The 25,426-nt window shown below is 69.4% G+C and carries 29 protein-coding genes; 13 read left to right on the forward strand and 16 right to left on the reverse strand.

What is annotated here, in order from left to right:
- Positions 1-27: 27 nt before the first annotated feature.
- From ABT004_RS11140 to ABT004_RS11150, 3 genes are all read left to right on the forward strand, one after another.
- A complete protein-coding gene (locus tag ABT004_RS11140; protein ID WP_351334147.1) occupies positions 28-1,302 on the forward strand; it encodes a cation:proton antiporter in 1,275 nt (424 codons plus the stop codon).
- Positions 1,299-1,868 (forward strand): nitroreductase family protein, encoded by a 570-nt coding sequence (locus ABT004_RS11145; RefSeq protein WP_351334150.1) that lies wholly within the window; start codon positions 1,299-1,301, stop codon positions 1,866-1,868. Before ABT004_RS11140 ends, ABT004_RS11145 begins: the two co-directional genes overlap by 4 nt.
- Before the next feature lie 84 nt (positions 1,869-1,952).
- Entirely contained in the window at positions 1,953-3,056 is a 1,104-nt protein-coding gene (locus tag ABT004_RS11150) for an SAM-dependent methyltransferase (RefSeq protein ID WP_351334153.1), read from the forward strand.
- 79 nt (positions 3,057-3,135) lie between these two features.
- Here the strand turns inward: ABT004_RS11150 and ABT004_RS11155 are convergent, their stop codons facing one another.
- The 15 genes from ABT004_RS11155 to ABT004_RS11225 all read right to left on the reverse strand — a co-directional run bounded on the left by ABT004_RS11155 (position 3,136) and on the right by ABT004_RS11225 (position 14,781).
- A complete protein-coding gene (locus tag ABT004_RS11155) occupies positions 3,136-4,452 on the reverse strand; it encodes an NsdA family TPR-like regulatory protein (RefSeq protein WP_351334156.1) in 1,317 nt (438 codons plus the stop codon).
- Between the two features lie 189 nt (positions 4,453-4,641).
- The gene (locus ABT004_RS11160) at positions 4,642-5,292 is read right to left on the reverse strand and encodes a hypothetical protein (protein WP_351334159.1); all 651 of its coding nucleotides are present in this window, start codon (positions 5,290-5,292) and stop codon (positions 4,642-4,644) included.
- Entirely contained in the window at positions 5,289-5,771 is a 483-nt protein-coding gene (locus ABT004_RS11165) for a LuxR C-terminal-related transcriptional regulator (protein WP_351334162.1), read from the reverse strand. Before ABT004_RS11165 ends, ABT004_RS11160 begins: the two co-directional genes overlap by 4 nt.
- A 127-nt stretch (positions 5,772-5,898) precedes the next feature.
- Entirely contained in the window at positions 5,899-7,152 is a 1,254-nt protein-coding gene (locus ABT004_RS11170; RefSeq protein WP_351334164.1) for an acyl-CoA dehydrogenase family protein, read from the reverse strand.
- 54 nt (positions 7,153-7,206) lie between these two features.
- Entirely contained in the window at positions 7,207-7,848 is a 642-nt protein-coding gene (locus ABT004_RS11175) for a GAF domain-containing protein (RefSeq protein WP_351334167.1), read from the reverse strand.
- Complete coding sequence (locus ABT004_RS11180; RefSeq protein ID WP_351334279.1) at positions 7,848-8,420, reverse strand: GTP-binding protein; 573 nt, start codon at positions 8,418-8,420, stop codon at positions 7,848-7,850. Before ABT004_RS11180 ends, ABT004_RS11175 begins: the two co-directional genes overlap by 1 nt.
- 67 nt (positions 8,421-8,487) lie before the next feature.
- Positions 8,488-8,907: a DUF742 domain-containing protein gene (locus ABT004_RS11185; protein ID WP_351334169.1), complete on the reverse strand. Its 420-nt coding sequence runs from the start codon at positions 8,905-8,907 to the stop codon at positions 8,488-8,490.
- Complete coding sequence (locus tag ABT004_RS11190) at positions 8,904-9,419, reverse strand: roadblock/LC7 domain-containing protein (protein WP_351334172.1); 516 nt, start codon at positions 9,417-9,419, stop codon at positions 8,904-8,906. The genes ABT004_RS11185 and ABT004_RS11190 overlap by 4 nt, the downstream gene beginning before the upstream one ends.
- Before the next feature lie 68 nt (positions 9,420-9,487).
- Positions 9,488-11,011: an ATP-binding protein gene (locus tag ABT004_RS11195; protein WP_351334175.1), complete on the reverse strand. Its 1,524-nt coding sequence runs from the start codon at positions 11,009-11,011 to the stop codon at positions 9,488-9,490.
- A gap of 358 nt (positions 11,012-11,369) precedes the next feature.
- A complete protein-coding gene (locus ABT004_RS11200; protein ID WP_351334281.1) occupies positions 11,370-11,822 on the reverse strand; it encodes a DUF6415 family natural product biosynthesis protein in 453 nt (150 codons plus the stop codon).
- A 50-nt stretch (positions 11,823-11,872) separates the two neighbouring features.
- On the reverse strand, positions 11,873-12,058 hold the full coding sequence (locus tag ABT004_RS11205; RefSeq protein WP_351334177.1) for a DUF5999 family protein: 186 nt from the start codon (positions 12,056-12,058) through the stop codon (positions 11,873-11,875).
- 52 nt (positions 12,059-12,110) lie between these two features.
- A complete protein-coding gene (locus tag ABT004_RS11210) occupies positions 12,111-12,572 on the reverse strand; it encodes a DUF6302 family protein (RefSeq protein WP_351334284.1) in 462 nt (153 codons plus the stop codon).
- Positions 12,572-13,042, reverse strand: a complete 471-nt coding sequence (locus tag ABT004_RS11215; protein WP_351334180.1) for an ATP-binding protein — start codon at positions 13,040-13,042, stop codon at positions 12,572-12,574. Before ABT004_RS11215 ends, ABT004_RS11210 begins: the two co-directional genes overlap by 1 nt.
- Before the next feature lie 187 nt (positions 13,043-13,229).
- The gene (locus ABT004_RS11220; protein ID WP_351334183.1) at positions 13,230-13,475 is read right to left on the reverse strand and encodes a hypothetical protein; all 246 of its coding nucleotides are present in this window, start codon (positions 13,473-13,475) and stop codon (positions 13,230-13,232) included.
- Between the two features lie 85 nt (positions 13,476-13,560).
- Positions 13,561-14,781: a helix-turn-helix domain-containing protein gene (locus tag ABT004_RS11225; RefSeq protein ID WP_351334186.1), complete on the reverse strand. Its 1,221-nt coding sequence runs from the start codon at positions 14,779-14,781 to the stop codon at positions 13,561-13,563.
- A 175-nt stretch (positions 14,782-14,956) separates the two neighbouring features.
- Here ABT004_RS11225 and ABT004_RS11230 point away from each other — a divergent pair, with 175 nt between their 5' ends.
- Positions 14,957-15,589, forward strand: coding sequence for an HAD-IA family hydrolase (locus ABT004_RS11230; protein WP_351334188.1), 633 nt, complete (start codon positions 14,957-14,959; stop codon positions 15,587-15,589).
- An 845-nt stretch (positions 15,590-16,434) separates the two neighbouring features.
- Here the strand turns inward: ABT004_RS11230 and ABT004_RS11235 are convergent.
- On the reverse strand, positions 16,435-16,623 hold the full coding sequence (locus ABT004_RS11235) for a hypothetical protein (protein ID WP_351334190.1): 189 nt from the start codon (positions 16,621-16,623) through the stop codon (positions 16,435-16,437).
- Positions 16,624-16,803: 180 nt separating this feature from the next.
- Between ABT004_RS11235 and ABT004_RS11240 the strand changes: the two genes are divergently transcribed.
- The 9 genes from ABT004_RS11240 (at position 16,804) to ABT004_RS11280 (ending at position 25,345) form a co-directional block, all read left to right on the forward strand.
- Positions 16,804-17,016 (forward strand): helix-turn-helix domain-containing protein, encoded by a 213-nt coding sequence (locus tag ABT004_RS11240; protein ID WP_351334192.1) that lies wholly within the window; start codon positions 16,804-16,806, stop codon positions 17,014-17,016.
- Positions 17,017-17,058: 42 nt separating this feature from the next.
- Positions 17,059-18,195 carry a tyrosine-type recombinase/integrase gene (locus ABT004_RS11245; RefSeq protein ID WP_351334195.1) on the forward strand — a complete coding sequence of 379 codons (1,137 nt, stop codon included), beginning with the start codon at positions 17,059-17,061 and terminating at the stop codon, positions 18,193-18,195.
- 385 nt (positions 18,196-18,580) lie between these two features.
- Entirely contained in the window at positions 18,581-19,288 is a 708-nt protein-coding gene (locus ABT004_RS11250) for a TetR/AcrR family transcriptional regulator (RefSeq protein ID WP_351334198.1), read from the forward strand.
- Between the two features lie 189 nt (positions 19,289-19,477).
- The gene (locus tag ABT004_RS11255) at positions 19,478-20,140 is read left to right on the forward strand and encodes a thermostable hemolysin (RefSeq protein WP_351334200.1); all 663 of its coding nucleotides are present in this window, start codon (positions 19,478-19,480) and stop codon (positions 20,138-20,140) included.
- Positions 20,137-21,696, forward strand: a complete 1,560-nt coding sequence (locus tag ABT004_RS11260) for an AMP-binding protein (protein WP_351334203.1) — start codon at positions 20,137-20,139, stop codon at positions 21,694-21,696. Before ABT004_RS11255 ends, ABT004_RS11260 begins: the two co-directional genes overlap by 4 nt.
- 25 nt (positions 21,697-21,721) lie before the next feature.
- Positions 21,722-22,636 carry a TauD/TfdA family dioxygenase gene (locus tag ABT004_RS11265; RefSeq protein WP_351334206.1) on the forward strand — a complete coding sequence of 305 codons (915 nt, stop codon included), beginning with the start codon at positions 21,722-21,724 and terminating at the stop codon, positions 22,634-22,636.
- Between the two features lie 3 nt (positions 22,637-22,639).
- Positions 22,640-22,969 carry a hypothetical protein gene (locus tag ABT004_RS11270; protein ID WP_351334208.1) on the forward strand — a complete coding sequence of 110 codons (330 nt, stop codon included), beginning with the start codon at positions 22,640-22,642 and terminating at the stop codon, positions 22,967-22,969.
- The gene (locus tag ABT004_RS11275; RefSeq protein WP_351334210.1) at positions 22,956-23,945 is read left to right on the forward strand and encodes a hypothetical protein; all 990 of its coding nucleotides are present in this window, start codon (positions 22,956-22,958) and stop codon (positions 23,943-23,945) included. The genes ABT004_RS11270 and ABT004_RS11275 overlap by 14 nt, the downstream gene beginning before the upstream one ends.
- On the forward strand, positions 23,942-25,345 hold the full coding sequence (locus ABT004_RS11280) for an MFS transporter (RefSeq protein ID WP_351334213.1): 1,404 nt from the start codon (positions 23,942-23,944) through the stop codon (positions 25,343-25,345). Before ABT004_RS11275 ends, ABT004_RS11280 begins: the two co-directional genes overlap by 4 nt.
- Positions 25,346-25,426: the final 81 nt, after the last annotated feature.

The raw sequence follows: 25,426 nt of genomic DNA on the forward strand, positions 1-25,426 counted from the left end.
GTCCTTCGCCCGACTCCTGGAGCTGTCGTGTCCGACCCGCTGCTGCCCGTGCTCCTCGCCGTCCCGGTCGTGGTCCTCGCCTGCCAGGTCGGCGGGCGCGCCGTCCGGCTGCTCGGCCAGCCGCCGGTCATCGGCGAGGTACTGGCCGGAATCCTGCTCGGCCCCTCACTGCTCGGCTGGCTCGCCCCCACCGTCCAGCACCACCTCCTGCCCCCCTCGGTCCTGCCCGTCACCTCCGCCCTGGGCAACCTCGGCCTGATGGCGTTCCTCTTCCTGATCGGACTCGAACTCGACCTGCGCAGCCTGCGCACCACCCGCGGCGCCGTCGCCGCGGTCAGCCTCACCGGACTCCTGCTCCCCATGGCCCTCGGAGCCGCGCTGGCCGCTGCCCTCTACCCGCACTTCGGCCCCGACGGCGTCGGGCGACTGCCGTTCACCCTGTTCGTCGCCGTCGCCCTGAGCATCACCGCCTTCCCGGTCCTCGCCCGGATCCTCGCCGACCGCGGCCTGGAGACCACGCCCCTGGGCGCCTTCGCCCTGGCCTGCGCCGCCACCGACGACGCCCTCGCCTGGTGCCTGCTCACCGTCGCTGTCGCCCTGGCCACCACCGGCACCGCCATCTCGGCCCTGACCACCCTCGCCCTCACCGCCGCCTTCGCCGTCGCCCTCGCCCTGATACGCCCCCTGCTGCGCACCCTGCTCGAACGCGCCGGCCGCACCGGCGATGAGCTCGTCCTGGCCCTCCTGTTCGCCGGACTGTGCCTCAGCGCCTACGCCACCGACCAGCTCGGCGTGCACCCCGCCTTCGGCGCGTTCCTGTTCGGCGCCGCCGCCCCCCGCGGCCTGCCGGCCGTCGAGCGCAGCGCCGCGCGCATCCGCGCCGTCGTCCTGCCTCTCCTGCTGCCGCTGTTCTTCGTCGACGCCGGCCTGCACACCGACTTCTCCAACCTGCCCGCCGGGCAGTGGGGCTGGGGCGCGGCCATCCTCGCCGTCGCCGTCGTCGGTAAGTGGGGCGGCGCGGCCGGCGCGGCCCGCCTCACCGGCTCCGACTGGCGCTGGTCGGCCGCCGTCGGCACGCTAATGAACTGCCGCGGCCTGACCGAACTCGTCGTCCTCGGCATCGGCCTGCAGACCGGCGTCATCACCGAGACCCTGTTCACCCTCCTGGTGATCATGACCGTCATCACCACCGCGGCCACCGCCCCCATCCTCCGGCGCGTGGCCGGTGACGACCCACGAATGACCCCGCCGGCACCTCACGACGATCCCGAGCGCGCCCCGGCCCGGGAGACGACCCGATGACCCGGTCCCCGAATCCGGTCCTGGACGCGGTCCTCACCCGACGCAGCGCCTCCCAGCTGACCGAGCCCGCCCCCGGCTCCGCCGACCTGGAACGCGTTGTCCAGGCTGCGGCCACCGCCCCCGACCACGGGCGGCTTCGCCCCTGGCGGCTGGTCGTGGTGAGCGGGGACGAGCGGGCCCGGCTCGGCGACGCGCTTGCCGAGGCCGCCGACACTCCGGAGCAGGCCCGCCGCGCCGCTGCCAAGCCCCTGCGCGCGCCCCTGCTCCTGACGATCGTGCACCGTCCCGTGGCCGACCACCCGAAGGTCCCCGAGTGGGAGCAGCTGGCCGCCACCACCGGCATGGTCACCACGCTCTCGCTGCTCCTGCACAGCCACGGCTTCGCGTCGATCTGGCGCACCGGCCCCGCCGTCCAGGCCCCCCAGGTCCGCAAGCACCTCGGCGTCGACGACGACGAACAGCTCCTGGGCTGGCTGTACGTCGGCACCCGGATCGCCTCCGATGTCGCCGACCGGCGTTCGCTCGACACCCCCGCCAGGATCACCTGGCACACCGCCGGCATCTGAGCCCACCACCCAGCACGTGGCGCGCCCGGCCGCGGAGGCAGCGGAGCCGAGCGCGCCGCCGAACCTCGCGGCGAAAGGCCAACCATGCGCGATATCCAGCACATCGAGATCCCCGGACACGCCGTGAGCGTCCGCGTCGACCCCGGCCCCGGACGCGATGGCCGCCCCGCCCTGTGGCCGAGCGTGGGGGAGTACCCGATCTACGACCCCTTCCTCTACACGACCATGACCACGGACGACGAGCGCAACCGCCGCTTCCGCGCGGCGCTGGCGCACCTGGCACCGGATCGGCGGATCCTGGACCTCGGGACGGGACAGGACCTGCTCTGGGCGCGCGAAGGCGTGCAGGCCGGAGCCCGGAACGCCGTAGCCGTCGAGGTCATCGAGGACGCGTTCCACAAGGCGGCCGCCAATCTGCTGGCCCTCGCCTCCCCGGACCGGATCACGCTCCTGCTCGGCGAGTCGACCGGCCTCCGCTTCGCCCCCCGCGCCGATGTCTGCGTCGCCGAGATCATCGGCTCCCTCGCCGGCGCCGAAGGCGCGGCCGCCGTCCTGGCCGACGCCCGCACCCGCCTGATGGAGCCCGGCGGCATGGTCATACCCCACCGTGCGGTCACGCTGGCCGCCGCAGTCCGCCTGTCCGACCTGCTCCCCGACCAGCCCGTGGCGTTCGCCGAGGCCGCGCTCCCCTACCTGCAAAGCATCTTCGATTGGCACGGCAGCCCCTTCGACGTACGGCTCAGGGTCGAGGAGCCGCCCGCCGACGCACTGCTCTCCAGGGGCGCGCTCGTCGCGGCGCTCGACTTCAACGGCGACCTGCAGACGCAGCAGCGTAGGACCACGCGCTTGGCCATCACGCGGCCCGGCCTCGTGGATGGCGTGCTCACCTGGCTCAACCTCTGGTGCTTGCCGGACGACGAGCCGCTCGACGCGCTGCGCATGAAGACGAACTGGGCCACCATCTACCTGCCGCTCTTCGACAGCCCCGTGCCGGTCGAGCCCGGAGACGTCCTGGAGCTCACCTTCGCGGCCGCCCTCAGCGACGACCGCGTGCACCCGGACTACCAGCTCCAAGCCGTCCTGCACACCGCCGACGGGCGACAGCACCGCGGCTCTCTCGTCTCCCCACACCACGGCGGCGTCTTCCGGTCTCACGCGGTCTATCGGGAGCTCTTTCCCGCGGGCTGACCGGCTACCGAGCCAGACGCCCTGGTCACATCGCGGCCTCGTCCGCAGGCTGCCGGGGCGCCTCGGCGGTCCGGGAAGGTCAGAAGTCCCGTAGCGGCTGGCCCGTGTTGAGGTGGTCCAGACGCTCGGAGAGTCGTCGGCTCATCAGGTGCTGTGACGCCTGGGAGGCACGTCTCGCCGCCGCCGTGTGCTCGGCCGAGTCACCGCGCAGCCGCGCGAGTTCGGCCTCGGTGATCAGGAGCTCCACGGTGTCGCGGGTGCGGTCGGAGGGAAGGGCCGACGCCTCCTTCAGCGCCTGGGCGCCTTGCTCAGCCAGGCCGGCGACGGCGAACGCCCACGCCGCCTGTCCCTCCAGCTCACGCAGATCGAACCACTCCAGCCAGGACGGGCCGGAGCTGCTCTGCGCGCGGACGAGGAACTCGCGGGCCTGCTTCACCGCCGCCACGACCTGGTCCGCCTGGCCGTTGAGCGCCCAGGCCCGGGCCTCGGTCACGCACGCGTAGGCCCTGACCAAGGGCGGCGCGCCCTTGGCTGCCAGCACGGCACTTCGCGCGTGCGCGAGCACGTCGGTCTGCCCTCCCTGCGTTGCCGCAAGCCGGGCTTGGTGGATGTGGACCCGGGTGATGCGGGCGCGGTCGCCGATCGCCTGGGCCAGCCGCATCGCCTGAAGGTCGTAGCGCTGGGCGAGGCCGGGAAGCTGGTCGTCGTAGGCCATCGACGCCATCGCGAGGACGGCGTCCACCACGCTGCCGTACAGTCGGCGCCCGGTCCGCGCGGAGAAGGTCCCGTTCAGCATCGGCGTGGCGTGCGTGTCCATCATCGACGCGAAGACGCCGCGGAACTTGCCCCCGCCGTGCTGGGAGTCGAGCTTGCCGTACAGGCGCGTCTGCTCGTCGAGGAGGTCGATGTCCGCTTCGGTCACCTTGTGCTGCCCGAGCCCGCCGAGCACGGCGTCGGCCGGCATGACGAGCGCCTCCCTCGAGGCGGGACCGAACACGCCCGGGGAGAACGCGCTCTTGACGACGTTGCGCCGCCGCATCGCGTCCAGGGCCCACAACTTCGAGAGCATCCGCACGGCGTGAGGGACATCCAGGTACTCCAGCGACTGCGCCGCGACCAAGCCGGTGTCGGACGGCCAGCCCAGACTCTCCGGCGTCACCACCCGGTTCAGGGCCTTGGACAGCACGTGGCACGCGGTGGCCGCGAGGTCGTCGCTGGGGGTCGCACCCTTGCACCACCGGGAGACCGTACTCGTTACCACCGTGTAGGGCAGGTGGATGGCCTCGCAGCGCGCGGCGATTCGGCGGGCGAAGCCGCTGATGGACCACTCCAAGGTCTCCAGGTGCTTGAGTAAGACCTCGTTGCGCTCCGCCTGCGCTGATCTCGGCCTCGTCATCGCGCCGTCCATCGAGGTGAATTTGGCAACGAGGACGACATCGCCTCAAGCGGAGTCGCGGTTGTGGACATGGCCTCCCGCGTTGAGGTGGGAGGGGCAGAGGGGAGTCCGCTCGGGTTCGTCATCGCCGAGAGACCGCGCGGGCGATCAGTTCGCGGGCGAGGTTGGGGCGCTGGGGGGCGGCGGTCGTCACGCGCTGCCCCGATCGTCCGGGGCCGTCTCCGGCGCGTGGACGCGGCAGGCGATGAGGGAGCTCAGCCTGGACCGGTGCTCGGCGGCGAGTTCGAGGCGGGCGACTCGGTCACCCTCGCGTCCTGTGCCTGAACCTCGGATGTTCCAGCCCATGTCGGTGAGCCGCCGCAGAAGGGCGGCGATGGGGTCGGCGTCCAGGGGGTGGTGAGTGAGGGCCTCGGCGCGTACGGCGGGCAGGTCCTGCCGGGCGGCGAAGTCGGAGGCCCAAAGGGTGATCAGCCGCGTGATGTCGTCGGGGTGGTCGGGCAGGGTGTGGACGCAGCCGAGGAAGAGGCAGGGGCCTTCGCCCCAGCCGAGACCGGGGTCGCGTTGGGGGATCAGGCAGGCCAGCAGCTTCCCGTCCTCGAACAGCCCGGCCGGCCTCGTCTCCGGGCCTCGGAAGAGGGCCGGTACGTCGGCTTGAGCGGGCACGGGGAGGCCGCGCAGGGTGAGCCAGCGCTGGCGGTCCTGGACGAGGGCGGCGGCTTCCTCGCGCTCGGCGTCCGTGCGTAACGTGCGCATCTCGTACACGGCGACCAGGGGCGCCGTGGTGAAGGGTGCCGCAGTTGGCCGGCCCTGGTCGGCCGTGGAGGCCGGGTGCCGGTTCACTGGCTCGCTCCGACGCGCGTCGGCTCAGCCGGCAGCAGGTTCCAGCCGTGCGCCAGGATCACCAGCTGGGTGCTGTCCTTGGCGCCCGTGTCGGCGAGCAGCTGATCGAGCGCGGCGCGCAGGTCGGCGGGGGCGAGCTTGGCGGCGAGGGCGATGCCGCGGGGGTCGCTGTGCTCGGCGACGGCTCGTAGCAGCAGCAGGTCCTCGGGACGGAGCTGGGGCGCCGGCCTGTCGGCCGTGGGGACGGCCACCTGCTGGGTGGCGAACAGGCGGTGCACGATCACCGGGAGCTTGCAGCGCGGCGGGCAGTGAAGGCTTTCGCGGATGTCGCGCATGTATTGGCGGACGGTTTCGGTCGACAGCCCGGTCTGCGTGCCGATCTCCTTCGGCGCGAGGCCGCATGCCAGGTGCTGGGCGACGCGGAGAAGGGTCGGCGTCAGCGGAGTGATGGGTGCGCTGGTCGTTTCGGACAGGGTCACGATGGCTCCTTCTCGGCTGGGATGGACAGTCACTGGGGGAGGTGCCGCCGGTCCCCGCGGGGGACGGGGCCGGCGGCACGGACCCGTGCGCGGCGGTGCGCATCCACGGGCTGCCGCGCACGGGGGTCTAGGCGGCGGTCGGGCCGTGGCGGGCCCAAGCGGCCTCGGCGGCCAGGCGTTCGGACCACTGGATGTGGTCCTCGTCGAAAGCGGCGTCCGCCAGGCGTATTCGCTGAATTTCGCCGGTGCCGGCCGGTGGGTAGGTGTGCTGGATGTCGCGCCACAAGCGCTGGAGGACGTACTCGCCGTCGAGGGCGTGGGCGCCGTGCAGCTCCATCGCGTCCTGGGCGGACTGCGCGGCCCACTGGTGGCCGAGGTACTTGGAGTTGATCAGGTCGGCGTCGCAGGGCAGGCCCTGGTCGAGAAGGTGCACCGCCTGGTAGGCGAGTATCCGGCCGGCGCGCAGTCGGGCCTCCATGGCGCCGACGCGGTCCCGCAGAACGGGCAGGTCGGACAGGGTGCCCCGGTAGCGGGGGCGGGTCTTGAGCCGCGTGGTGGTGGTCTCCACGACGGCCTCGTGGACGCCGAGGCTGACAGCGGCCAGGTTGGGGCGGCCGTACAGGATGCTGCTGCTCTGGGACACAGCCAGGCCCTGGCCGACTTCGCCGACCATGTTGTCCTCGGGAACGCGCACGTGGTCGAGGTCGAGGCGGCCGGCGGAGAAGCCGTGCAAGCCGAGAGCGGGTTGGTGGCCGGGGACGGACAGGCCGGGGCGGTCAGCTTCGACCATGAACGCGGTCAGCGCCTGGGAGGTACTCACGCCGGGCTCGGAGGTGCGGGCGACGACGAGGTGGGAGCCAGCGAGGTGGCTGTTGCCGATGTGGATCTTGCTGCCGGTGATCACCCACTCGTGGCCATTGCGTTCGGCGGTGGTTGCGATGCCGCCGATGTGTCCGCCGGCGAGTGGTTCGGTTACGGCGATCGACAGCAGCAGGGAACCGTCCGCGACCCGGGGCAGCCAGCGGCCCTTCTGCTCGTAGGTGGCGAAGTGCAGCAGGGCGCCGACGGGGATCAGGGTCGCTTGCAGGATGGCCGCGGCAGCCGCCGAGACTCGCGCGATGCGGTGGATCATGATCGTCCTGGCCACGTGCCCGTCGTCGAGTCCGCCGAAGGCGGCCGGGACGGTGACGGCGAACCAGCCCCGGGCGGCCATCAGGTCGGCGGCCTTGCGCTCCACCTTGTCCGGGGCGGCCTCCATCCGTGCAGCGCGCGGCGCGATGTGTTCGGCCGCGAAGGCGTCCGCCTCCTGCCACAGCAGGTCGTGGCGGGCGGTGAGGTAGGGACGCAGCGAAGGCGGCGGTGCGGTAGGTGTGGCGGACATGGTCTCCCTCTCCCTGGGTGAAGGTCGCAACGCGGAGCGGGTGGGGGGAACGCTCTAGCGGACGGGGGCGCGGGCGATGTGGTCCATCACCTGCGCACTGGCGTTGATGACGATGTCCCGCAGTCGTCGCGCCTCGGCCAGGGGCCGCTTCTCGGGGTCGATGACGCACACCGTGCCCAGCACGGTGCCGCTGTCGTGGATGAGCGGGGCGCCGAAGTAGGAGCGGATACCGACGGCGTCGACCACCGCGTTGCCGCTGAAGCGGGGGCTGGCGTGCACGTCGTGCAGCGGGAGGGCCTTTCTGCGGGACATGACCTCCGGGCACCAGCCGTGGTCGCGGCTCATGGTGCGGCCGACGATGACATACCCGCTATCGGCGGGCGGCTGGTGCAGCCCGACGAAGGTCTGTTCCTCCAGGAACAGGTTGACGAACCCGTAGAGGAATCCGGCCTGCGTGGCCATGCCGCGGGCCAGGTCGTCGCAGTCCTCGTTGGCTGCGGTGGTCACGCCCAGGCGCTTGAGCAGCTCGTACCGCCGCGTCAGTTCGGCGGCTGGCTGGTCCTGCGGGCCGGTCGCGGCTGCGCTGACCGAGACCGACTGTCCCGGGGCGGTCTCCCGCATGTTGCGTCGCGGCGGAGACAGCGTGGGCGGGGCGGTCTGAGATACGGGTTGCGGATCGTTGGGCTGATATGCCATCAGGCGTCCTGGAGGGTGGTAGTGGATGTGAGGCGGTCGGGGTCCGCCGGTGCGTTCTCGGCGTGGTCGACAAGGGTCAGCAGGACGCCGGCGACGTGGTTCGGATCGCGGGCGTCGCAGGTGACCACCGGTACGGAGTAGGGGAGTTCGAGGGCAGTGCGGACCTGTTCGGGGTGGTAGCCGTGGGCTCCGTCGAACTGGTTCAGGGCGACGACAAAGGGCAGGCCGATGTCCTCGAAGAAGCCGATGGGGGCGAAGCTGCTTTCCAGGCGGCGGGTGTCGACGAGGACGACCGCGCCGACGGCTCCGCGGGAGAGGTCGTACCAGAGGTCGACGAATCGGTCCTGGCCGGGTGCGCCGAACAGGAACAGTTCCAGGGGCACGAGCGCGTCGGGCAGGCTGAGGCGGCCGAAGTCGAAGGCGACCGTGGTGGTCTGCTTGGCCTCGACGCCGTACAGGCTGTCCACCTCCTCGCTCGCCTCGGTCAGGTACTCCTCCGTGCTCAGCGGCGTGATCTCACTGACGACGCCCACGGCGGTGGTCTTGCCCGCGCCGAAGCCACCGGCGATCACCACCTTCAGTACCGTGGGTGCACCACCGGCCTCCGGGCTTGGCGGAGTCCGCAGGCCCACAGCCGGGTTATCCGGCCTGGGAGTAGGCGATGGCATCGGGCCACTTCCTTTTCAGGCCCGCAGATAGGGCCGCCAGCAGTTGGGGGGAGGGACGTGTATCCGCATCCGCGTCCGCATCGGATGTGGCATAGGGGGCGGTGACGGGGACGACCAGGGCGTTGGCGTCCAGGAGGTCCGAGATGAGGATCTTGACGGTGGTGACGGGGCGGCCGAGCCGCCCGGCAAGCTCGGTTACCGAACGCCGATGCTCCCGGCACAACGCGAGGATCTCTTCGCATTCCTCTGCCTGACCTGGGCCAGGCCGCCCAGGTCCGGCATCGAGGACGGTTTCCAGGCCCAGCAGGTGCGACGGTCGGGTGCGCCCGCGCGTCAGCGTGTAGGTCCGGACGAACGTTGAATCCTCGGCCGTGCCGCCGGGTGTGCTCACCGGACCTCATCGCCCGTGCCGACGCGGACGGGGATCTGCATGTAGGGGGCGAACTTCTGCACCAGGCGCCCCATTTCGAACCCCGCGGTGCCGGCGTCGGCGTCGGGGGTAGCGATGACGGCGAGGACGGTGTCCACCACACCGCGTTCGTTGCCGGGGTGGTTGTCGAAGGCTGTGCTGCGACCGGCGCTTTGGACGAAGAACAGGCAGTCGTCTCGCTCGATGACGACCTGCCTCGCCGGCCGCTTCTGGTGGCTGGGGCCGGTGATGTTCGATGCGAGGGAGGCCACTCCGCTGAGCGCGGCCGACAGTTCGTCCGCCCAGTCCTTGTTGACCTCGCTGTCGAGCAGCCTCAGCCCGTCCCGCGACAGCAGGACGGCGTGCGTCACGCCGGGAACCTCGGCGGCGAACTGGCGCAGCAGCCAGGCCATGTCCTCACGCTGGCCGCTCGCTGATGCCTCGGATCCGGGCGCGACGTTGGTCACGGTGTTCATCTCAGGGTGTGTGCTCATAGGGATCGCTCCAGAAGGGGGAAGGGCCAGCGGATGTATCGGGCCACCGGGAACGCGTAGGGGGATGGTCAGGGCCTGGACTGCTCCGCCGAAGCGGGGAGCGAGCCACCGGTCCCGCCGGCCTCGATCCCGCTACGGAATGCGGCTGCGAGTCCTGGCGAGGCCGCGGTCGCAGGGGCTTGCTCCCGCTCACGGGGTGGACGGAACGAGCCGGCCTGACGCCTGCGTGTGGGAAGGGGGGGAGCATCCGCAGAGTGCTCCGACTCGTCGGCTCCCGGTGCCCCCATAGCGATCGGTCGTGTGACCTGGCCTGTCGAGGGCGTGACCGTCGCTGCGGCAGCCTGCCTCGGCGGCGGGGGCGCGGAGAAGCCCGTGCTGCTGTGGCGGATGCCCGTGTCCCCGACAGGATCAATTGCTACGAGGAGCCGCGCCGGAATGACGACCAGAGCAGTGGTGCCTCCCGTCACGTTCTCCTGCAGGACAACGGACAGCCCATGAGACTGAGCGATTTTCGCGGCGACCAGCAAGCCGAGCTGGCCTGCTCGTACCTGGCCGCTGACATCGACCTCGTCGGGCGCTTGGAGCAGCCGGTTCATTTGTGCGCGCGTCTGCGGATGCATACGGATGGCCCGGTCCTCGACCTCGACGGCCAGCCCGTTCGCCACCCGCTGCGCGCGCACCATCACCTTCATCGCCGGATCCGAGCACTCGCAGGCGTTCTCGATCAGCTCGGCCAGCAGGTGCGTCAGATCCGGCCCCACGTGCCCCGGAAGGCCCAACTCGCCACCGACGGAACCGGCCGCGACCGCCACCCGCGGGTACTGCACCACTTCGGACATCGCACCGCGCAGCGCGGTCGTGACAGGAACCGGCTGGCGCACATTGCGCAAGGACTGCCCGCCCAGCACCGCCGTACTCTCCACCTGACGACGCATCCGCGTCACGAGGTGATCGATCTCGAAGATCTTCGACAGCAGCTCAGGGTCGTCGGTCTGCCTCTCCAGCTGACTGAGCGCCTCCAGGGCCTTCCCGACCAGGGCGTGCTCCCGCATGGCCAGACGGCGCAGCACTTCCAGAAGGACGACGGACTGGGACTCGTCGTGCACGCGTATCAGCGCGGCGACGGCCTCCACCTGGAGCGCGCTCAACGCCTTGTCGATCTCTGCAGTCGGGCTGGCCGACTGCAGCATCTGCCTGTCCGGCAGCGGCGGCCGTGCCCCTCGGCACAGCTCGTCCGCCGACCACTGCACCGACTTCTCGATCGCCGCCGCAACTCCCGCGACCCGCGTCAACTCCGCTGCCCGCCACTTCTCGGCGGCCGTCTGCACGGCAATTGCGGTCGTTCGCACTCCCTCGGCCGCCACCAGCGCGACTGCGGTCAGCCCGCAGACCAGGCCGACCAGGAGCCAGCCGGGAGCGACCGCCGACGTAGACCAGACGACGAAGGCAGCGCCCAGCAACGCCCCAAGAAGCACCAGGGGCAGTGCCACGGCACGCCGAACGCAGTGCACCGTGAATGCGTCGATCCGTGGGGGGCGCCGTAGGCGGCGGCCGGTCGCGGCCGGCCGTGTCGGGAACGCGCTGTCAGACATGTGAATCCTCGTCAGTGGGTGGGCCGGCTAAGCGTGCTGTGGCGTCGGGTTGTGAAACGTCTGGCGCGGCCTGGGGGGGACGATTTGAGCGTGACGCTCAGCCAACTCGCGGCCAATCAACGGCCGTTCTACTTCCGTTCTACTTCCGTCCCGCCGACTGCACTCACCGTGCCTCGGTGAAGGGAGGGCCGCGCCGACAGCAGATTCGCTCTGCCGTGTTGTTGAGACCTCGCTCAGCGGAGCGGCTCGGCCGGCTGCTCGACCACCGCGCAGGATCAGCCACGCCATGGGGCCGAGAATCAGCGCGATGAGAACTGCCCCCGTGACGGTCATGGCCGGGGCACCGACGCGGCCAGAATCAAACAGGCGAACGCAACCGCGAAGACCGAGCCGCGCAGCACGCTGATCCCCGGCTCCGCCAACGCCGTCTCCGCGTGGGCTTCGCGAGGTCAACACCGTGAGCTTGCACGGTTGCGACAAGCGCCTGGGTTGCCTCGGCCAGCTTGACCAGATGCACCCTGCTGGGCATGTAGCCGTCCGGGACACCCGCGGAGGCGAGCTGCTGCGCGCTGCGCAGCCCGGACGCTCCCGGCGGGACCACGAGCCCGAGTTGGCTGATGTGACCGCGAAGGCGCTGTGCGAGTTCCTCCACGTCGTCAGCACTCTCCGGCAGTGGGGCGGCCTCGTCCAACACGAGCGCCACCGTCTCCAACGCAGCTGCCGACGGATCACGCTGCGGGCCCGGCTCGAGGCTGGCCCCAACCGGCTTGCCAGGGGCAAAGAGTCGACGGGAGGCCCGGCGGGCAGCCATCGGAAGACGCACGACACAACTCCTGTTCACATCCGGCCTGCCGAGCGTGCTCACGCCGCCATCACCCGGTGCGGGCTGATGACCAGGCCGTTGGGCAGGAGCTCACCGGTGTCCTCGAAGAGCAGGACGCCGTTGCAGAGCAGGCTCCAGCCTTGTTCCGGGCGGTGCGCGACGAGGTGCGCGGCCTCCCTGTCGGGAGCGTCAGCCGTGGGACACGGCGGGGTATGCGCACACATGGTGCTCGTCCTCTCGGGTGCGGGGCGGGAAAGTTGATCTCTCTTCAGTCGGCTACGAGGTCGTGGGGGAGCACGCTTCGGAGATGGCTGAAAAGGGTGTCCGCGGGTGCTGCCGCACAAAGGCGGCGATGGCGTCTTCGCTGTAGCCGTAGAAGCGGCCGAATACTGTGTCGTCCTCCCACCAGTCGGGTGCGGGGGCTCCCCACTCGACCGTGTGGCAGGTGTCGCGGTACGGCGACCAGCGGACGCGGAGGTTCGGGAAGCCGGGCTGGTTGTCGAGCAGGTCGCGGATGGACATGGCCAGCGTCAGCAGGTCGAAGGACATGTATCCGCCGAGGCGCGGGCCGCCGACCGGCACGGCGAGCAGGGGTGCCCGGAAGATACGGACGGCAACGGCTTTGTTGACGATTGCGGGCACGGCGAGTCGGTCACGGAAGTATTCGAAGTCGTACGCCTCGGCGGCCGGGCACAAGGAGACGGCGAACGACGGCGTCGGCGCGGCGATGTCCAACATCAGCACGCCGCCAAGTTCAGTTCGCACCACGTGGTGGCACCGCCATCGCTGACGCCCCACGTGCCTTCTCGGCTGCGCGCGATCCCTCGGACGACGGCCAGACCGCGGCCGTTCTCGTCGTCGTCGATCGGGTTCCGCATGGTGGTGAGCCAGGAGTCGGCTACGCCATCGTGCACTCGGATTCGCAGGACGCCATCGCGGACTCCAAGGGTCAAGCTGACCCGCTGACCGCCGCTGTGGTTGATCGCGTTGGTGATCAGCTCCGAAACGACCAGCGTGGCGTCGTCGGCGACACAGGCCAGACCACAGGAGACGAGGCGGTGCCGAGTCAGGCGCCTCATGGCGGCGACGCGCAACCCGTCTATGCGAGAGAGGAGTTCGCCCGGCCGGCGCCTGGTGATCGGGAATTGTTCCTCGACCAGGCCGCCGTCGCCGACTGCGGTCAGGCGCTGCGGCGCCGGGGCGTTCAACGCTCCGTTCCGTTCCGAGCATCCCCGTTGTTCGTGGGGTTCGAGGCACTGAGCGAGGACACCAGGCCGCGCGACCGGTGCCGCTGAGCCGGGACTCGCCTGAGCACGCCGCTCAGGGCGGGGAGGGGGGTGATGGAAGCGTCGGCCAGATTGCGGCGGCGCTCTCGGTCTGCGGGGGTCCGTGTGGTCATCGGGCCTCCTCCTCGATGGGGAAGAGAGCGCCGAGCTTGGTGTGCAGAGCAACCGCGTCATCGGCTGTCAGGACCAGGGGGATCGTGGCGGCCTCCGCGGCCCCCTCGCGCAGGTCGAGGGGAACCGCGAAGCGGCCGGCCTCCGTCGGCTTCACCTCGGCCTCGCGGACGAGGCGGAGGTGACGCTTGGCAGGCACAAGGGGCGCCGCACCAGGGTCCTTCTTCGTGTGACTCGTCGTCATGACCCGTAAACGTAGGGCCAGTTCGGCGGCTCACCCCTGAGGAAAAATCAGGGCTGAGTAACGCTCAGGGTTGGATGGCATATGCCTAAGCTGCGAGCCCGATGTGCGCAGCAACGGCGCGGAGGTCTTCGCGCCACATCGGCTTCTCGCGCTTTAGCAGGTCAGCCACGGCCTCCCTCACCAGCGGAGAGAATACGATCTCCTCCGGCGACTGCTTTAGCAGCTTGCCGAGGATGTGAACCGTCGCGTAGTCGTCGCGTTGAATCCGGTTGAGGTTCATCACCTCGATCAGATACCGGGTTCGACGTTCGAGCGGAACTTCGGGGTTGACCTGGACGTGGTCGGCCGCTCGGAGCGCTTCGCTGGTGTCGCCTTCCTCCGCCTTCAAGTGCACCTCGTGCATGGCGAAGTTGGTCGGTCCGAAGCACGTGTGCCAGTGGTTGAGGTCTGCGCCGACGCGCTGCACGGCCTGTTCCGCACCGCGGTACAGATCCCAGGCCCGCGGGCCCTTGGTGGCGCGTACTGCGGCGACGGCACCTTGCAGATGCAGCGCGCCGTACGCGGACCAGTGCTCGGGCCCGGAGTCGTCATCCGGGCGGCACTGGGCGATGGTCTGTTGGGCCAGCTCGTAGCTGTCGTCCACATCTCCCGCGGAGGTGAGGACGCAGGCCAGGTTCCAGGCTGCCGCCGCCAGCAGGGCCGGGTCGCCGGCATTGTCCGCGAGGGCGAGTCCCCGGTCGGCCGCGATGCGTGCCAGGGTCGGTTCGCCGACGCGGCGCAGCCAAATCTGTTGCAGGCCGTAAAGGCTGATCAGCTGTCGGAGGACGGCGCCCTCCTGTTCTGCCGAGGCATCGCGCAGTGCAGCATGGCCCTGGCGCAGCAGGCCGGGCAGCCGTGCACCCACATCGCGGTAGCGGTCGTCGGCTTGCGTCTCGTAGACCTTCCAGGCATCGGTGACAGACGCCTCGAAGTCATCTGCGCTAATCGAGCTGATGCGCAGCGGAAGCAGCGACGTGGGCAGGGACAGCGCCTGCCGGATGAGCGGGACGTGCTCGTGCTCGACACCGTCGGTGGCGATTCCAGACACGTAGCCGCCGGTCAGTTCCTCCAGGCTGCACCGCAGCGTCTTACTGAGCGCGATCAGGATCGGAAGCCGATCCAGAGGCATCCGGTCATTTTCGATCTTGTAGACCCAGTTCTCTGACCTGCCGATAAGGTCCCCCAGCATCTTCTGGGACATCCCTCGGCGCTCGCGCCACCACTTGATCCTCTGCCCGATGCTGAACAACTCACCGTCATATGTCACGGGTTGACCCTCCGTCGTAGGGGACAGGGCACTCGTGTCAAGCGTATGCCCGGGCGCTGCGGGCAGAGGCGATACTGGTGGTCTCTCCCCCTGGGGAGGGCACTCAACGGTCCCCTGGCCGCTCGACGGCCAGGGGACCGCGTACACGTATGAGCAGATCGGCAAGGAGGCCGCTTTGACCGCCCCATACCGTGGCCTGATTCTCGACTTCGGCGGTGTACTTACGACCCGCATGAGACTGAACGGGCAGGCATTTGAGAGGTCGGAGGGGCTGACTCCCGGTGCCTACTTCGCAGCCCTGAACGAACATCCCGACGGCGTTGCCATCTACGCCGCGCTTGAAGTCGGGGAGGCCACGCAGGAGGACTGGAACCACGTCATCGGCGGCATCCTCGGTATCGACTCCACCGACCTGATGCGGCGAGCGCTGGCCAACCTGCAACCGCAGCCCGAGATCGTTGCTGCAGCGAAGCGCGCTCGCGCGGCTGGTATCAAGGTGGCCATGCTCAGCAATTCGTTCGGCATCGAGCCGTACAACCCGTACGAGGACAAGGGCATCTGGACGGACTTCTTCGATGCTGTGATCCTCTCGGAGCTGGAAGGCGTGCGGAAGCCGTCCTCGCTCATCTATCAGCGGACGCTCGACGCTCTGGAGCTGACCGGCCCAGAGTGCGTGTTCGTAGACGATCACGCGGAGAATCTGCCTCCCGCCGAAGCCCTGGGCATCCGCACGGTGCACCACACCACGAAGCCCGCCGCCACCGCTGCCCTCTTGGATTCCCTTCTTCTGGATCGGACCCCCGCCTGATCGGACAGGGAGGAGCCTGCAGGAGACCGCCGCGGTCGAATACTCGGCGTGCGCACACTGTGCCGGGCCGCCTCGGTTCGGCGACGGCCCTGCCGACCGGAGCCGACCCGACGCCCCTTCGCGAGATGCCGCCAGAATCGGTGGTCGGCACAATCGCTGCTCGCCGCGCAGCCCAGCTCCGTACCCGTTCCCTCAACTCACCGTCCGCCCGCTACGTGGCAACCTCGACACGCCCAACGCCTGCTTCGTGTCGAGCGAGGCGTCTTTGGCGAGCTGCGCGGCGACTGCCACACGGCTTGCTTCGTACATGCCATGTATGACGAGGCCGGATCCCAAGTGCAATTCACCGTAGCGGTGTTCGATCTGGACAGCGGACCTGCGGGGAACGTGACGGCCAGCCGCCCCGTTGGCGATGACCAGGCTCTGATCGACGAGGTGGTGCAGCGGCTCCGCGCCGAAGGCGCCGGACGCCTCCTCCCGCTGAGGTAGCCGGGTCACACCGTCGCAGGCCCATGGACGGATTCGCCCATGGCAGACGAGAAAGATCCTCAGAGGACTGGAACCACTTCCGGAGACATGTCAACGTACAAGCTCCCCGGAAAACACCAGGTCAGAGACGTTCTCAGTGGTCCGGGCGCCAGCGTGCCAACGCTGGCCCCCCGTCTCACGTCTCGCGCCATGGCCCTAGCAAGGAGACCCACCTGCCGAACGCCGCACTCCGATCCGCCCGTGTCACCGCTCCGATCCTCATGGCGCTCGGCGCCATGAACGCCTGGAGTGCCCAGACGAATGCGGACTACGCCGCCCTCTCCACGGCCTTGTGTCTTTGTGTCTGCGCCGCCGGCCTATTCGGCGAGGACTTGGTGCAGCGCGGACATGGCCAAGACCTGGCGGTACTCGCCTACGTCGCGGCCCACCCAGGTGCCGAGGCACGTGCCATCGCCCGAGCCGTAGGCACCCCTGAACGTGTCGTGGACCGCAATCTCAGTCGCCTCACCGACGACGGGCTGGTGGCCTTGGTCGACGACGTGCACCCTGCACTCAGGTCCTACCGGCTGGCCTCGTAGCCCTCGACGAGGGGGGCGCAATATAGGCGACGATCCCCGGTTACCGAAACCGGGGATTCTCCGGATGGTTTAGGGAGTTCGCACCGACTACTTGGCGGTGGATCGCTGCGGACTGAGGTTGTCCTGCCCTACCCATCGGAGCCTGCTGTGTGCGAAAAATTGCTATCGATACAGAGCGTTGCGGAAATATTGGGCGTAAGTCGACGTTCGGTGTATCGGTACATAGCCCTAGGGGAGCTCTCAGCGATCGATCTGCGTACGGGTACCGAGCGCTCTCGCGTGCGAGTCTCCGGAAGCGACGTGAAGGCTCTTGTGGAGCGACGCACTTGCACTTCCCCCTCTCCGTCACTCGGGCGATGAGCCCAATGCGTGCAGATCTTAAGTGAGTTGAGAAAGGGAAATATGGCATACCTGCGTAAACTTCCGTCGGGGAAGTGGCAAGCGACCGTATGGACACCGACGGGCAGTCGAGACACTGAGACGTTCCCACTCAAGGATCAAGCACGGGACTGGGGGAATGAGCGTGAAGCCCAGTATCGGCGGCGCGTGCACCGGGACCCGCGTGGCGGGAAGATCAAATTCCGTGAATGGCATGATCGCTGGTGGGATGCGCGTGTTGTCGAACCGCATACCCTGCGCGGGGATGCTTCCTCTATACGCAACCATGTCATGCCGTATTGGGCGGACTGGGAGATGCGGGCGATAGGCCGCATTGACGTGCAGGCGTGGGTTCGCAAGCTGATCCACGAGAAAAAGGGCGCGTCGGCGATCCGCCGTTCGTACAACCTCGTGCACTCTCTTATGCAAGCTGCAGTCGATGAAGATCTTATTGCAGTTACGCCGTGCCGACGCATTGACTTGCCGCCGGAAGTTGTCAAGCCTCCGGAATGGTTCACGCTTAGCCAGGCCCAAGCGATCCTCGATGAGCTAGCGCAACCGTGGCAGACCATGGCCCTGTTGGGTTTCTATACCGGTCTCCGGTGGGGCGAGTTGTCCGGTCTCCATGGGAAGAGGATTGACTGGGCGAGGTCACGGCTGTTCGTCGTCGAGGTCAACACGAAGTCGGGTATCAAGGAGTATCCCAAGACTGCAAAGAGTCGTCGGGAAGTCCCCTTGCCGGGCCACGTACTAGAATCCCTGTCGCGCCACGTGCACGGGAAAGACCGTGGTGATGTCGTCTTTACTACCGTCACCAAGGGGAGATCTGGACGGTTGCTCGACGACGGGAATTGGCGGCGTCAGACGTGGTGGCCTGCTGTCCGCGAGGCTCTCTTTCTTGATGATGCCGGCAGGGCGCGGCATGTGCCCGATTATCCACCGCACTCCATGCGTCACACGTGCGCGTCGTGGCTCGTGCAAAAAGGCGTGTCCCTATACGAGGTTCAACACCTTCTGGGGCACGAGAGTTATCAGACGACACAGCGATATGCCCACCTGGCGCCCGATGCACACGAAGCGGTGCTTGGCGCATGGACGCGCCTCGAGTCGCAGCTCGTCGTGCCAACCGAGACAGCTCTGTCTATGGCCGGAGCACGGTGACCGTAAACCTTGATACTTCGTCAGCCCTGCTGGTTCACTCGAACCAGCAGGGCTTCGTGCTGCTGCAGCTGGGGCCAAGAAGCTCACTTGTAGGCCGGTTCGGCGTGGTCCGCACGTGCGTGCGAGGGAATCGCGTGACGCACGTATGACGCACGAGGGCCCTCCTGCGCAGGGGGACGATGGCTCCTGACCTGCATGTTCTCTTGTGAATTGCCAACTACACATCTTCCCGATGACGCACCACGTGGAGTGCGTGGCGATCCTGGAGCCGGTCAAGAAGGACGCCTGACCTGCCGCGCGTCGAGCTTCAGTATCTGGCCAAAGAATCTTGACCCTGCATTGACCAACTGTCGAACTTTGACGATTGGTCACGCATAATGCGTCCATGCGAACGACTCAACGTAAGGCGCAGGAAGTTGCGGAGCGTGACCGGAAGCTGGTGGATGTCGCGCTCGACATGGTGTGTCGCGACGGCTTCCACAATCTGACGCTGGGGAAGCTGGCCGACGAGGCCGGCTACTCCAAGGGCACCGTCTACAACCACTTCACCTGCAGGGAAGACCTGCTCATCGAGCTCTCCGCGGAGAGTGCGCGCCGCCAGCTGCGCTACTTCCAGGCGATCGCCGATCTGCCCTGGGACGGGGTGCGCTCCGTGTACGGCATGGCGCTCGCCTATCTGCGGCACGCCGAGGTGGCTCCGGTGCTGTTCGAGTGCAGCATCACGGCGCGCACCGACGCCGTCTGCAAGGTTGCCTCCGAGCAGCGGCTCAAGCGGCGTGACCTGGTCGAGGCGCAGATGTCGCAGGTGGTGGGGTACGCCGTGGAGCGCTCCGTCGCCGAGGGCTCCTTCGAGAACGCCGATGTGGAAGCGGCCGTCGCGGTGGACGCCCTGCGCGCCTACATCCTGGGCTACGCGGCCATGCACCTGCTCTCGCGGCGCTTCCTGTGGGCCGGCGACGAGGATCGCGACGCCCGCCTGAAGGTGATGACCTCCATGGTCGGCGGCCTGGGTTGGGAGCGTCTCGCCGCCGACGACGTGGCGCGGCTGTCGCGCGAGGTGGCAGGCATCGTCGACGCGATCGCCGCACAGTAGACCTCTGATAGTCGCTCTGAGTAGGCAACGCGCCCCGCGGGGGAAGCGGGTTGCCTCGTTCCGCATTTCGGCATTCACACTCCGTTCATCGACATCGACCTTGAACCAGTTGTCAAAAATCGACGACTCGTCATAAGTTGATGGAGCGCCCGGCCGATCGGTCGGGCCGTGATGCGGAACGGAGGGGCAATGCGCATCAACATCGCTCGCCGCGGAAGTGCTCTGTGGCACGCGTGTGTCGATCTGGCCCGGGAGCGCTACGCACGGGACTACGACGCACGGATCGCACCGTCACCGGACAGCTTCATCGCCCTGTGCTCGGACGAGGGCGAGGGGGCGGGCAGCGGATCGGATGTCGTCCCGCTGGCCTGTGCGGGACTGACGTACGGAGGGGAACGCAGCCTCCTCATCGAGAACTACCTGGGAGACGAGGTCGGCAGCGCCATATCCCAGTACACGCGCACCGCATGCGAGCCGGCCGGTCTTGTCGAGGTCGGACCGCTGGCCTCCAGCGAGCCCGGCGCGGGCCTGAAGCTCATCGGCATGGTGCCCGCACTGTGCTGGTGCAACGGCGCCTCCTACCTGCTGTGCACCGTCACCCAGCCGCTCGCCCGCACCCTGGCGCGGATCGGACTGCGGTTCACCGGCCTCGCTGAGGCCCGCGAGGACGCGCTGCCACCGGAGCAGCAGGGCAACTGGGGCTCGTACTACGACACGAAGCCCGTGGCCGGGTTCATCGACCTGCGGGCGTTCGACGCCGGCATCAACCGTGAGGCCGAGTCCGGCTATCACCTCGCCGTGACCTGGGCGCAGGAGGCACCGCTCGCCGTGCAGGGGGCGGGTGCCCGATGAGGAAGATCCACGACGGTCTGTACGCACCCGAGCGGCGTGACCACGTCCTCGTCGAGAGGCTCGCCGCCGACGGCTCGGTCGCCGACCTCTTCACGTACGGGGATCTCGCGGGCTGGAGCGGGCAGATCCGGCGGCTGCTCGCCGATCTCGGCGCCGACGCCGGCGCCACGATCGGCGTCGTCGCGGGCAACGGCCCGGAATGGGTCGCCGCCGATCTCGCGCTGCTGCTCGGCGGGTATGTCGAGGTGCCGGTGCCGCTGGCGTTCTCCGGCGAGCAGGCCGCCTCGCTGCTGAAAGAGGTGCGGCTCTGCCTCGCCGACGAGGCCGGGGTCAGCAAGCTCGCCGAATGGGGCCTGGACGGCGCCGTCACCGTGCTGCCGATCGCGGCGGACAGCGGCGCCGGGAACCGGGTGGCCCAGCCGGAGGACCTCCGGCTGCCACCGGACGAGCGGATCATCAAGGTCATCCACACCTCGGGGACGACCGGTGCGCCCAAGGGCGTGAAGATCCGGTCGAAGGCGCTCGAGGCGTTGCTCGTCTCCCTCGACTCCGTCTCGCCCGACGGGGTGTACGCCCGCTATCTCTCTCTGGTGCCGTTCAGCCTGCTCATCGAGCAGGTCACCGCGGTCTACCTGCCGATCATCAACGGCGGCCGGATGATCCTGCTGCCCGAGGACACCGCGCTGCTCGGCACGGCGGGATCACGTGCCGACGACGTGGTCACCTGGATGCGCGCCGCGCGGCCGACCGCCGCCGTGCTGCCGCCGGCCGCGGTGAGCGCCCTCGACAAGGCGGTGCGGGGCGCCGAGGCGGGCCCCGTGCTCGGCGAGGGTGTGCGGCCGTTCCTGATGGCGGGCGGCGCGCCCGTCGACGTAGCGGCTCAACTGCGCCTGGACGCGGCCGGGTTGCGGGTGCACGAGGGGTACGGGCTGTCCGAGAACAGTTCGGTCGTCTCGTGGAACACCCCCGAGCACTGGCGACCCGGAACGGTCGGCAGGCCGCTGCCGCACTGCGAGGTCCGGCTCTCCGAGGACGGGGAGCTGCTGGTGAGGTCGACGTCGCTGTTCGCCGGATACACCGTCGAGGACCCGACCAGCCGCCCCGTCGACGAGGACGGCTGGCTGCACACCGGGGACCGCGGCGAGATCGACGAGGACGGCTTCATCCGCATCCTCGGCCGGCTGAAGAACGTGATCATCACCAGTCACGGCCGCAACGTCTCGCCCGAGTGGGTCGAGGGCAGCCTGCGCAGCTGCCCCTCGGTGGTGGACGCCGTGGTGTTCGGCGAGGGCCTTGAGCACCTCTCGGCCCTGCTGATCACCGGCGAGGCCTTCGACGCCGGCCTGGTCGAGGAGGTGCGGCGGCAGGCACGCGCGTACGCCGAACGGCACCTGGCGGAGACCGACCGGCCCGAGCGCTTCTTCGTGGTGGCCGACAGCAGCGACTTCCGCCGCACGTACTTCACCGTCACCGGCCGGCCGCGACGCCAGAAGCTCTTCGACGACCTGATCGCGGTCACGAGCGAGTACGGCCACCGGGACGACCACAACATCTGACCTGCACACGAACGGGGACCCAGCCATGACAGTTGCCCAGAACACGCTGCGCCTGACCAGCATCGGCGACGGCGACGGCATGATGATCACGCCCACCGGCATCGACGCCGACTTCACCGAGCTGTACCAGGCGGGCCTCGACGGCCTGCTCGCCGACACCGGCCACCTCCTCATCCGCGGATTCGCCCCGGGCGTCGAGGAGTTCAACGAACTGGTGCGCCGCTACAGCTCCCGCACCACCCTCGACCCGGCCCGCGCCTTCCACGGCAACGCCGCGCAGAAGGTCGACTCCGGACACGACCCGATCGGCCTGCACCTGGAGAACGGGGCCACGCCCTTCGCCCCCGACCTGCTCTGGTTCCACTGCGTCAAGGCCGCCGCGTCCGGCTCCGAGACGACCGTCTGCGACGGCTTCCGGGTCTGGGACGCGCTGTCCGAGCGGGCCAGGAAGGTCTTCGCCGGCAACCCGGTGACGTACGCCCGCAGCAATGTCCCGCGGACCATGTGGCAGCGGCTCGCCGCCCACCTCACCGGCCCCGACGCCGACCCGGACGACATGACCGTCGACCACCTCCGCGCCGTGTCCAACCAGGGCGCCGACGCCGTCTTCACCGAGGCCGCCGACGGCTCGCTGACCTACGAGTACCGCGTGGGCGCCGCCCATCCGACCCGTACGTCCGCGCGCACCGCGTGGGCCAACAGCATCCTCGGCCCCTCGTTCAACTACGAGGCGCCCGAGATCCGCTTCGCCGACGGCTCGCCGATACCCGACGACGTGATCGCCGAGTACACCGAGGTCTCCGAGAAGGTCACCGAGGAGATCCAGTGGGAGGACGGCGACATCGTCCTCATCGACAACACCCGTGTCATGCACGGCCGCCGGGCGATCACCGACCCCGAGCGCACCATCCTCAACGCCCAGAGCTACGCCAGGAGCTGACCCATGAAGTACGGCATCGTCATCCGCTACGAGTTCGACACCTCCTGGCTGCGTCTGAGCCGCGAGCAGCGGGGTGAGAAGGAAGAGGTCTTCCAGAAGGAGATCGTCGGGCCCTTCGCGGACCGGATGTCCGTCCGGCACTTCGACGCCGAGGCGTTCGCCACGGACTACTCCGACTTCCTGTTCGTCGAGACCGACGACATCAAGACCTACTACTACTTCATCGAGAAGCTGCGGGACAGCGAGTTCGTCGCCCAGGGCTGGGTGCGGCTGCGGGACATCTCCATCGGGCTGCAGGACGGCTACAAGGAGTTCGAGAATGACCAGGTCTGACCAGTTCGACGGCATCGCGGAGGCCGTCCGCACCGAGCTGGCCTCGGTGACCCGGCTCGCGCACATCAACACCTTCCACCCGGGCGCCTTCGACTGGAGCGAGGCCGGCACGCGGGCCGAGCGCGAGTTCGCCTCCGTCGTCGCGTACGGGGAGACCGGTCACGAGACCGAGGCCGTCGCCTACCTCACCAAGGAGCTGGCGCAGCTCGCCGAGATCGAACGCCACGTCAGTACTGTCATGGCCATGGTGATGGGAGAGCTGCACGACCTGCGCGACCCCATCAACCTCGGGCACGAACTCCACCACGCCCTCTCCTGCTTCGCCGCCGAGGAGATCCAGCACGCCAACACCTTCTACCGGTACGTGCGTGCCCTGTCCGGCGCCGAACCCCGCGTGGAAAAGGCCCTCTTCGACGAGCGCCTCGACGTCTTCCGCACCGACGACCACCCCTACGTCAAGCTGGTCGCGCTGTGCTGCTCGGCCTACGTCGGGGAGTCCGTGATCACCGTGTTCGAGCACCGCACCGACGCGCTCGACCCCGACCGGACCCGCTTCTTCACCCGCCTCCTGCACACGCACGGCCTCGACGAGGCCCGGCACGTGAAGATCGACCACGTGGCGATGAAGCTGATCCACCCGGCGCTCACCGCCGAGCAGCAGCAGCGCGTACGGGCACTCCTCGACCAGATCGAGGAACTGAACCGCACCCTCGCCGCGACCTTCGAAGCCCGCACCCGGCAGCTCCTCGACGTCGACTTCGTCACCGGCAACCCGGCGGCCGCCGTGCAGTTGGAGATGACGAAGGCGTTCGGGCGGAAGGTCTTCGCCGACGACGGCACGCTCCACAGCGTCGACGAGATCCTCGACGACGAACTGGCGGGACTCATCACGGAGTTCTCCGGTGTCGGCCGCGTGCACGCCGCGGCCGTCGCGGCGCCGACGAAGGCGCTGAGCACATTGGGGAGCGCGTCGTGACGTCCGCGGCCGTCGGTTCGGGCACCGTCGCACCTGCCCGTCCGGCTGTGGCCGGGGGCAGGGTCGCGGTCGCCGCGGCTGTGCTCGCCCTGCTCCTGGCCGCGATGGACGCCACCGTCATGGGCACCGTGCTGCCCAGCGTCCTGTCCGACGTCGGCGGCGGCTCGGGCGGCGGATACGCCTGGCTGGTATCCGGGTTCATGCTGGCGCAGGTGGCGGGCACCCCGCTGGCGGGGTGGGTCGCCGACCGGCTCGACGATCGAATCCTCGCCGTCGGCTCGACGCTGGTCTTCCTCGGCGCCTCCGTGCTCGCCGGGGTCGCGGGTTCGTTCGGCGTGCTGGTCGCCGCCCGCGTGCTGCACGGCCTGGCCGCCGGCGCGATCGTCGTCTCCAGTTACGTGATCGTGGGCCGGGTCTTCGGAGCCGAGCGGCGCGCCAAGGCCCAGTCGATGCTGAGCACGGTCTGGGGCGTGGCCGCCGTCCTCGGCCCCGTCGTCGGCGCGGCCGTCACCGAGGTCTGGGGCTGGCGCTGGGTGTTCTTCCTGAACGTGCCCCTGTGCGCCTTCGTCGTCCTGGCCGTCCTGTTCGCCCTGCCCAAGCGGCAGGCCACCTCGGGGGCACGGGCACCGGCACGGGCACCGGGCTCCGGCTTCCCGGCGGGGGAGTACCTGCTGGTCACCGGCGGTTCGGCGCTCGTCCTGGTCGGATTGCAGGGCGGCGAACTCGGCCTCGGTACGATCGGCGGCGCCCTCGCCGCACTCGCGGGCATCGTGGCGCTGGTCCTGGTGCGCCGCTTCGGCGGCGGCCTCGTACCGCGCCGGATCCTCGCCCGGACCCCCTCGGCGGGCGCGGCCCTGGCCACCGTCGGCGCGTGCGTCGTGATGTACGCGACGGTCACCGTGCTGCCCGTACGGCTCGCCGCCTCCGGCACCTCGACCACTCGGATCGCCGTGGTCGTCGGCCTGGCCGCACTCGGCTGGGTCGCCGGAAGCGCCGTCACCGGCGCGACAGTGGCCAAACACGGCTATCGGCCCTTGCTGTTGGCGGGCGCGGTCGCCCTGCTGATCAGCGCCGTGCTCAGCGCCACAGGCGAACTCGCCTGGCTGGCCGGCGTGACCGCGGGGCTCGGCACCGGAGCCGTCACGGCCACGACGCTCGCCCTCATCCAGGACCAGTCGCCGCCCGAGCAGTTGGGCGTGGCCACCTCGGCCGCGACGATGCTGCGCAACCTCGGTTCGGCGGCCGGCGTGAACGGCATCGCGGCCCTGACCGCGACGCTGGCCACCACCTCCCATCACGGCCAGCAGAACCGGGCGTTCTGGGTCCTCGCCGCAGTGGTCCTCGTGACCGTCCTCGCCCCGGCGGTCACGGCGCCCCGCCGGCGCGCCACCACCGGGTGACAGCTGCGGCAACAGCTGGGGCAGGGGCGCTCGGACGCCCCTGCCCCGGTCGGCCGCGAACAGAACGGAACACGATGACCC

The sequence above is a fragment of the Streptomyces sp. NPDC002790 genome, from assembly GCF_040295505.1.
Taxonomy (GTDB): Bacteria; Actinomycetota; Actinomycetes; order Streptomycetales; family Streptomycetaceae; genus Streptomyces.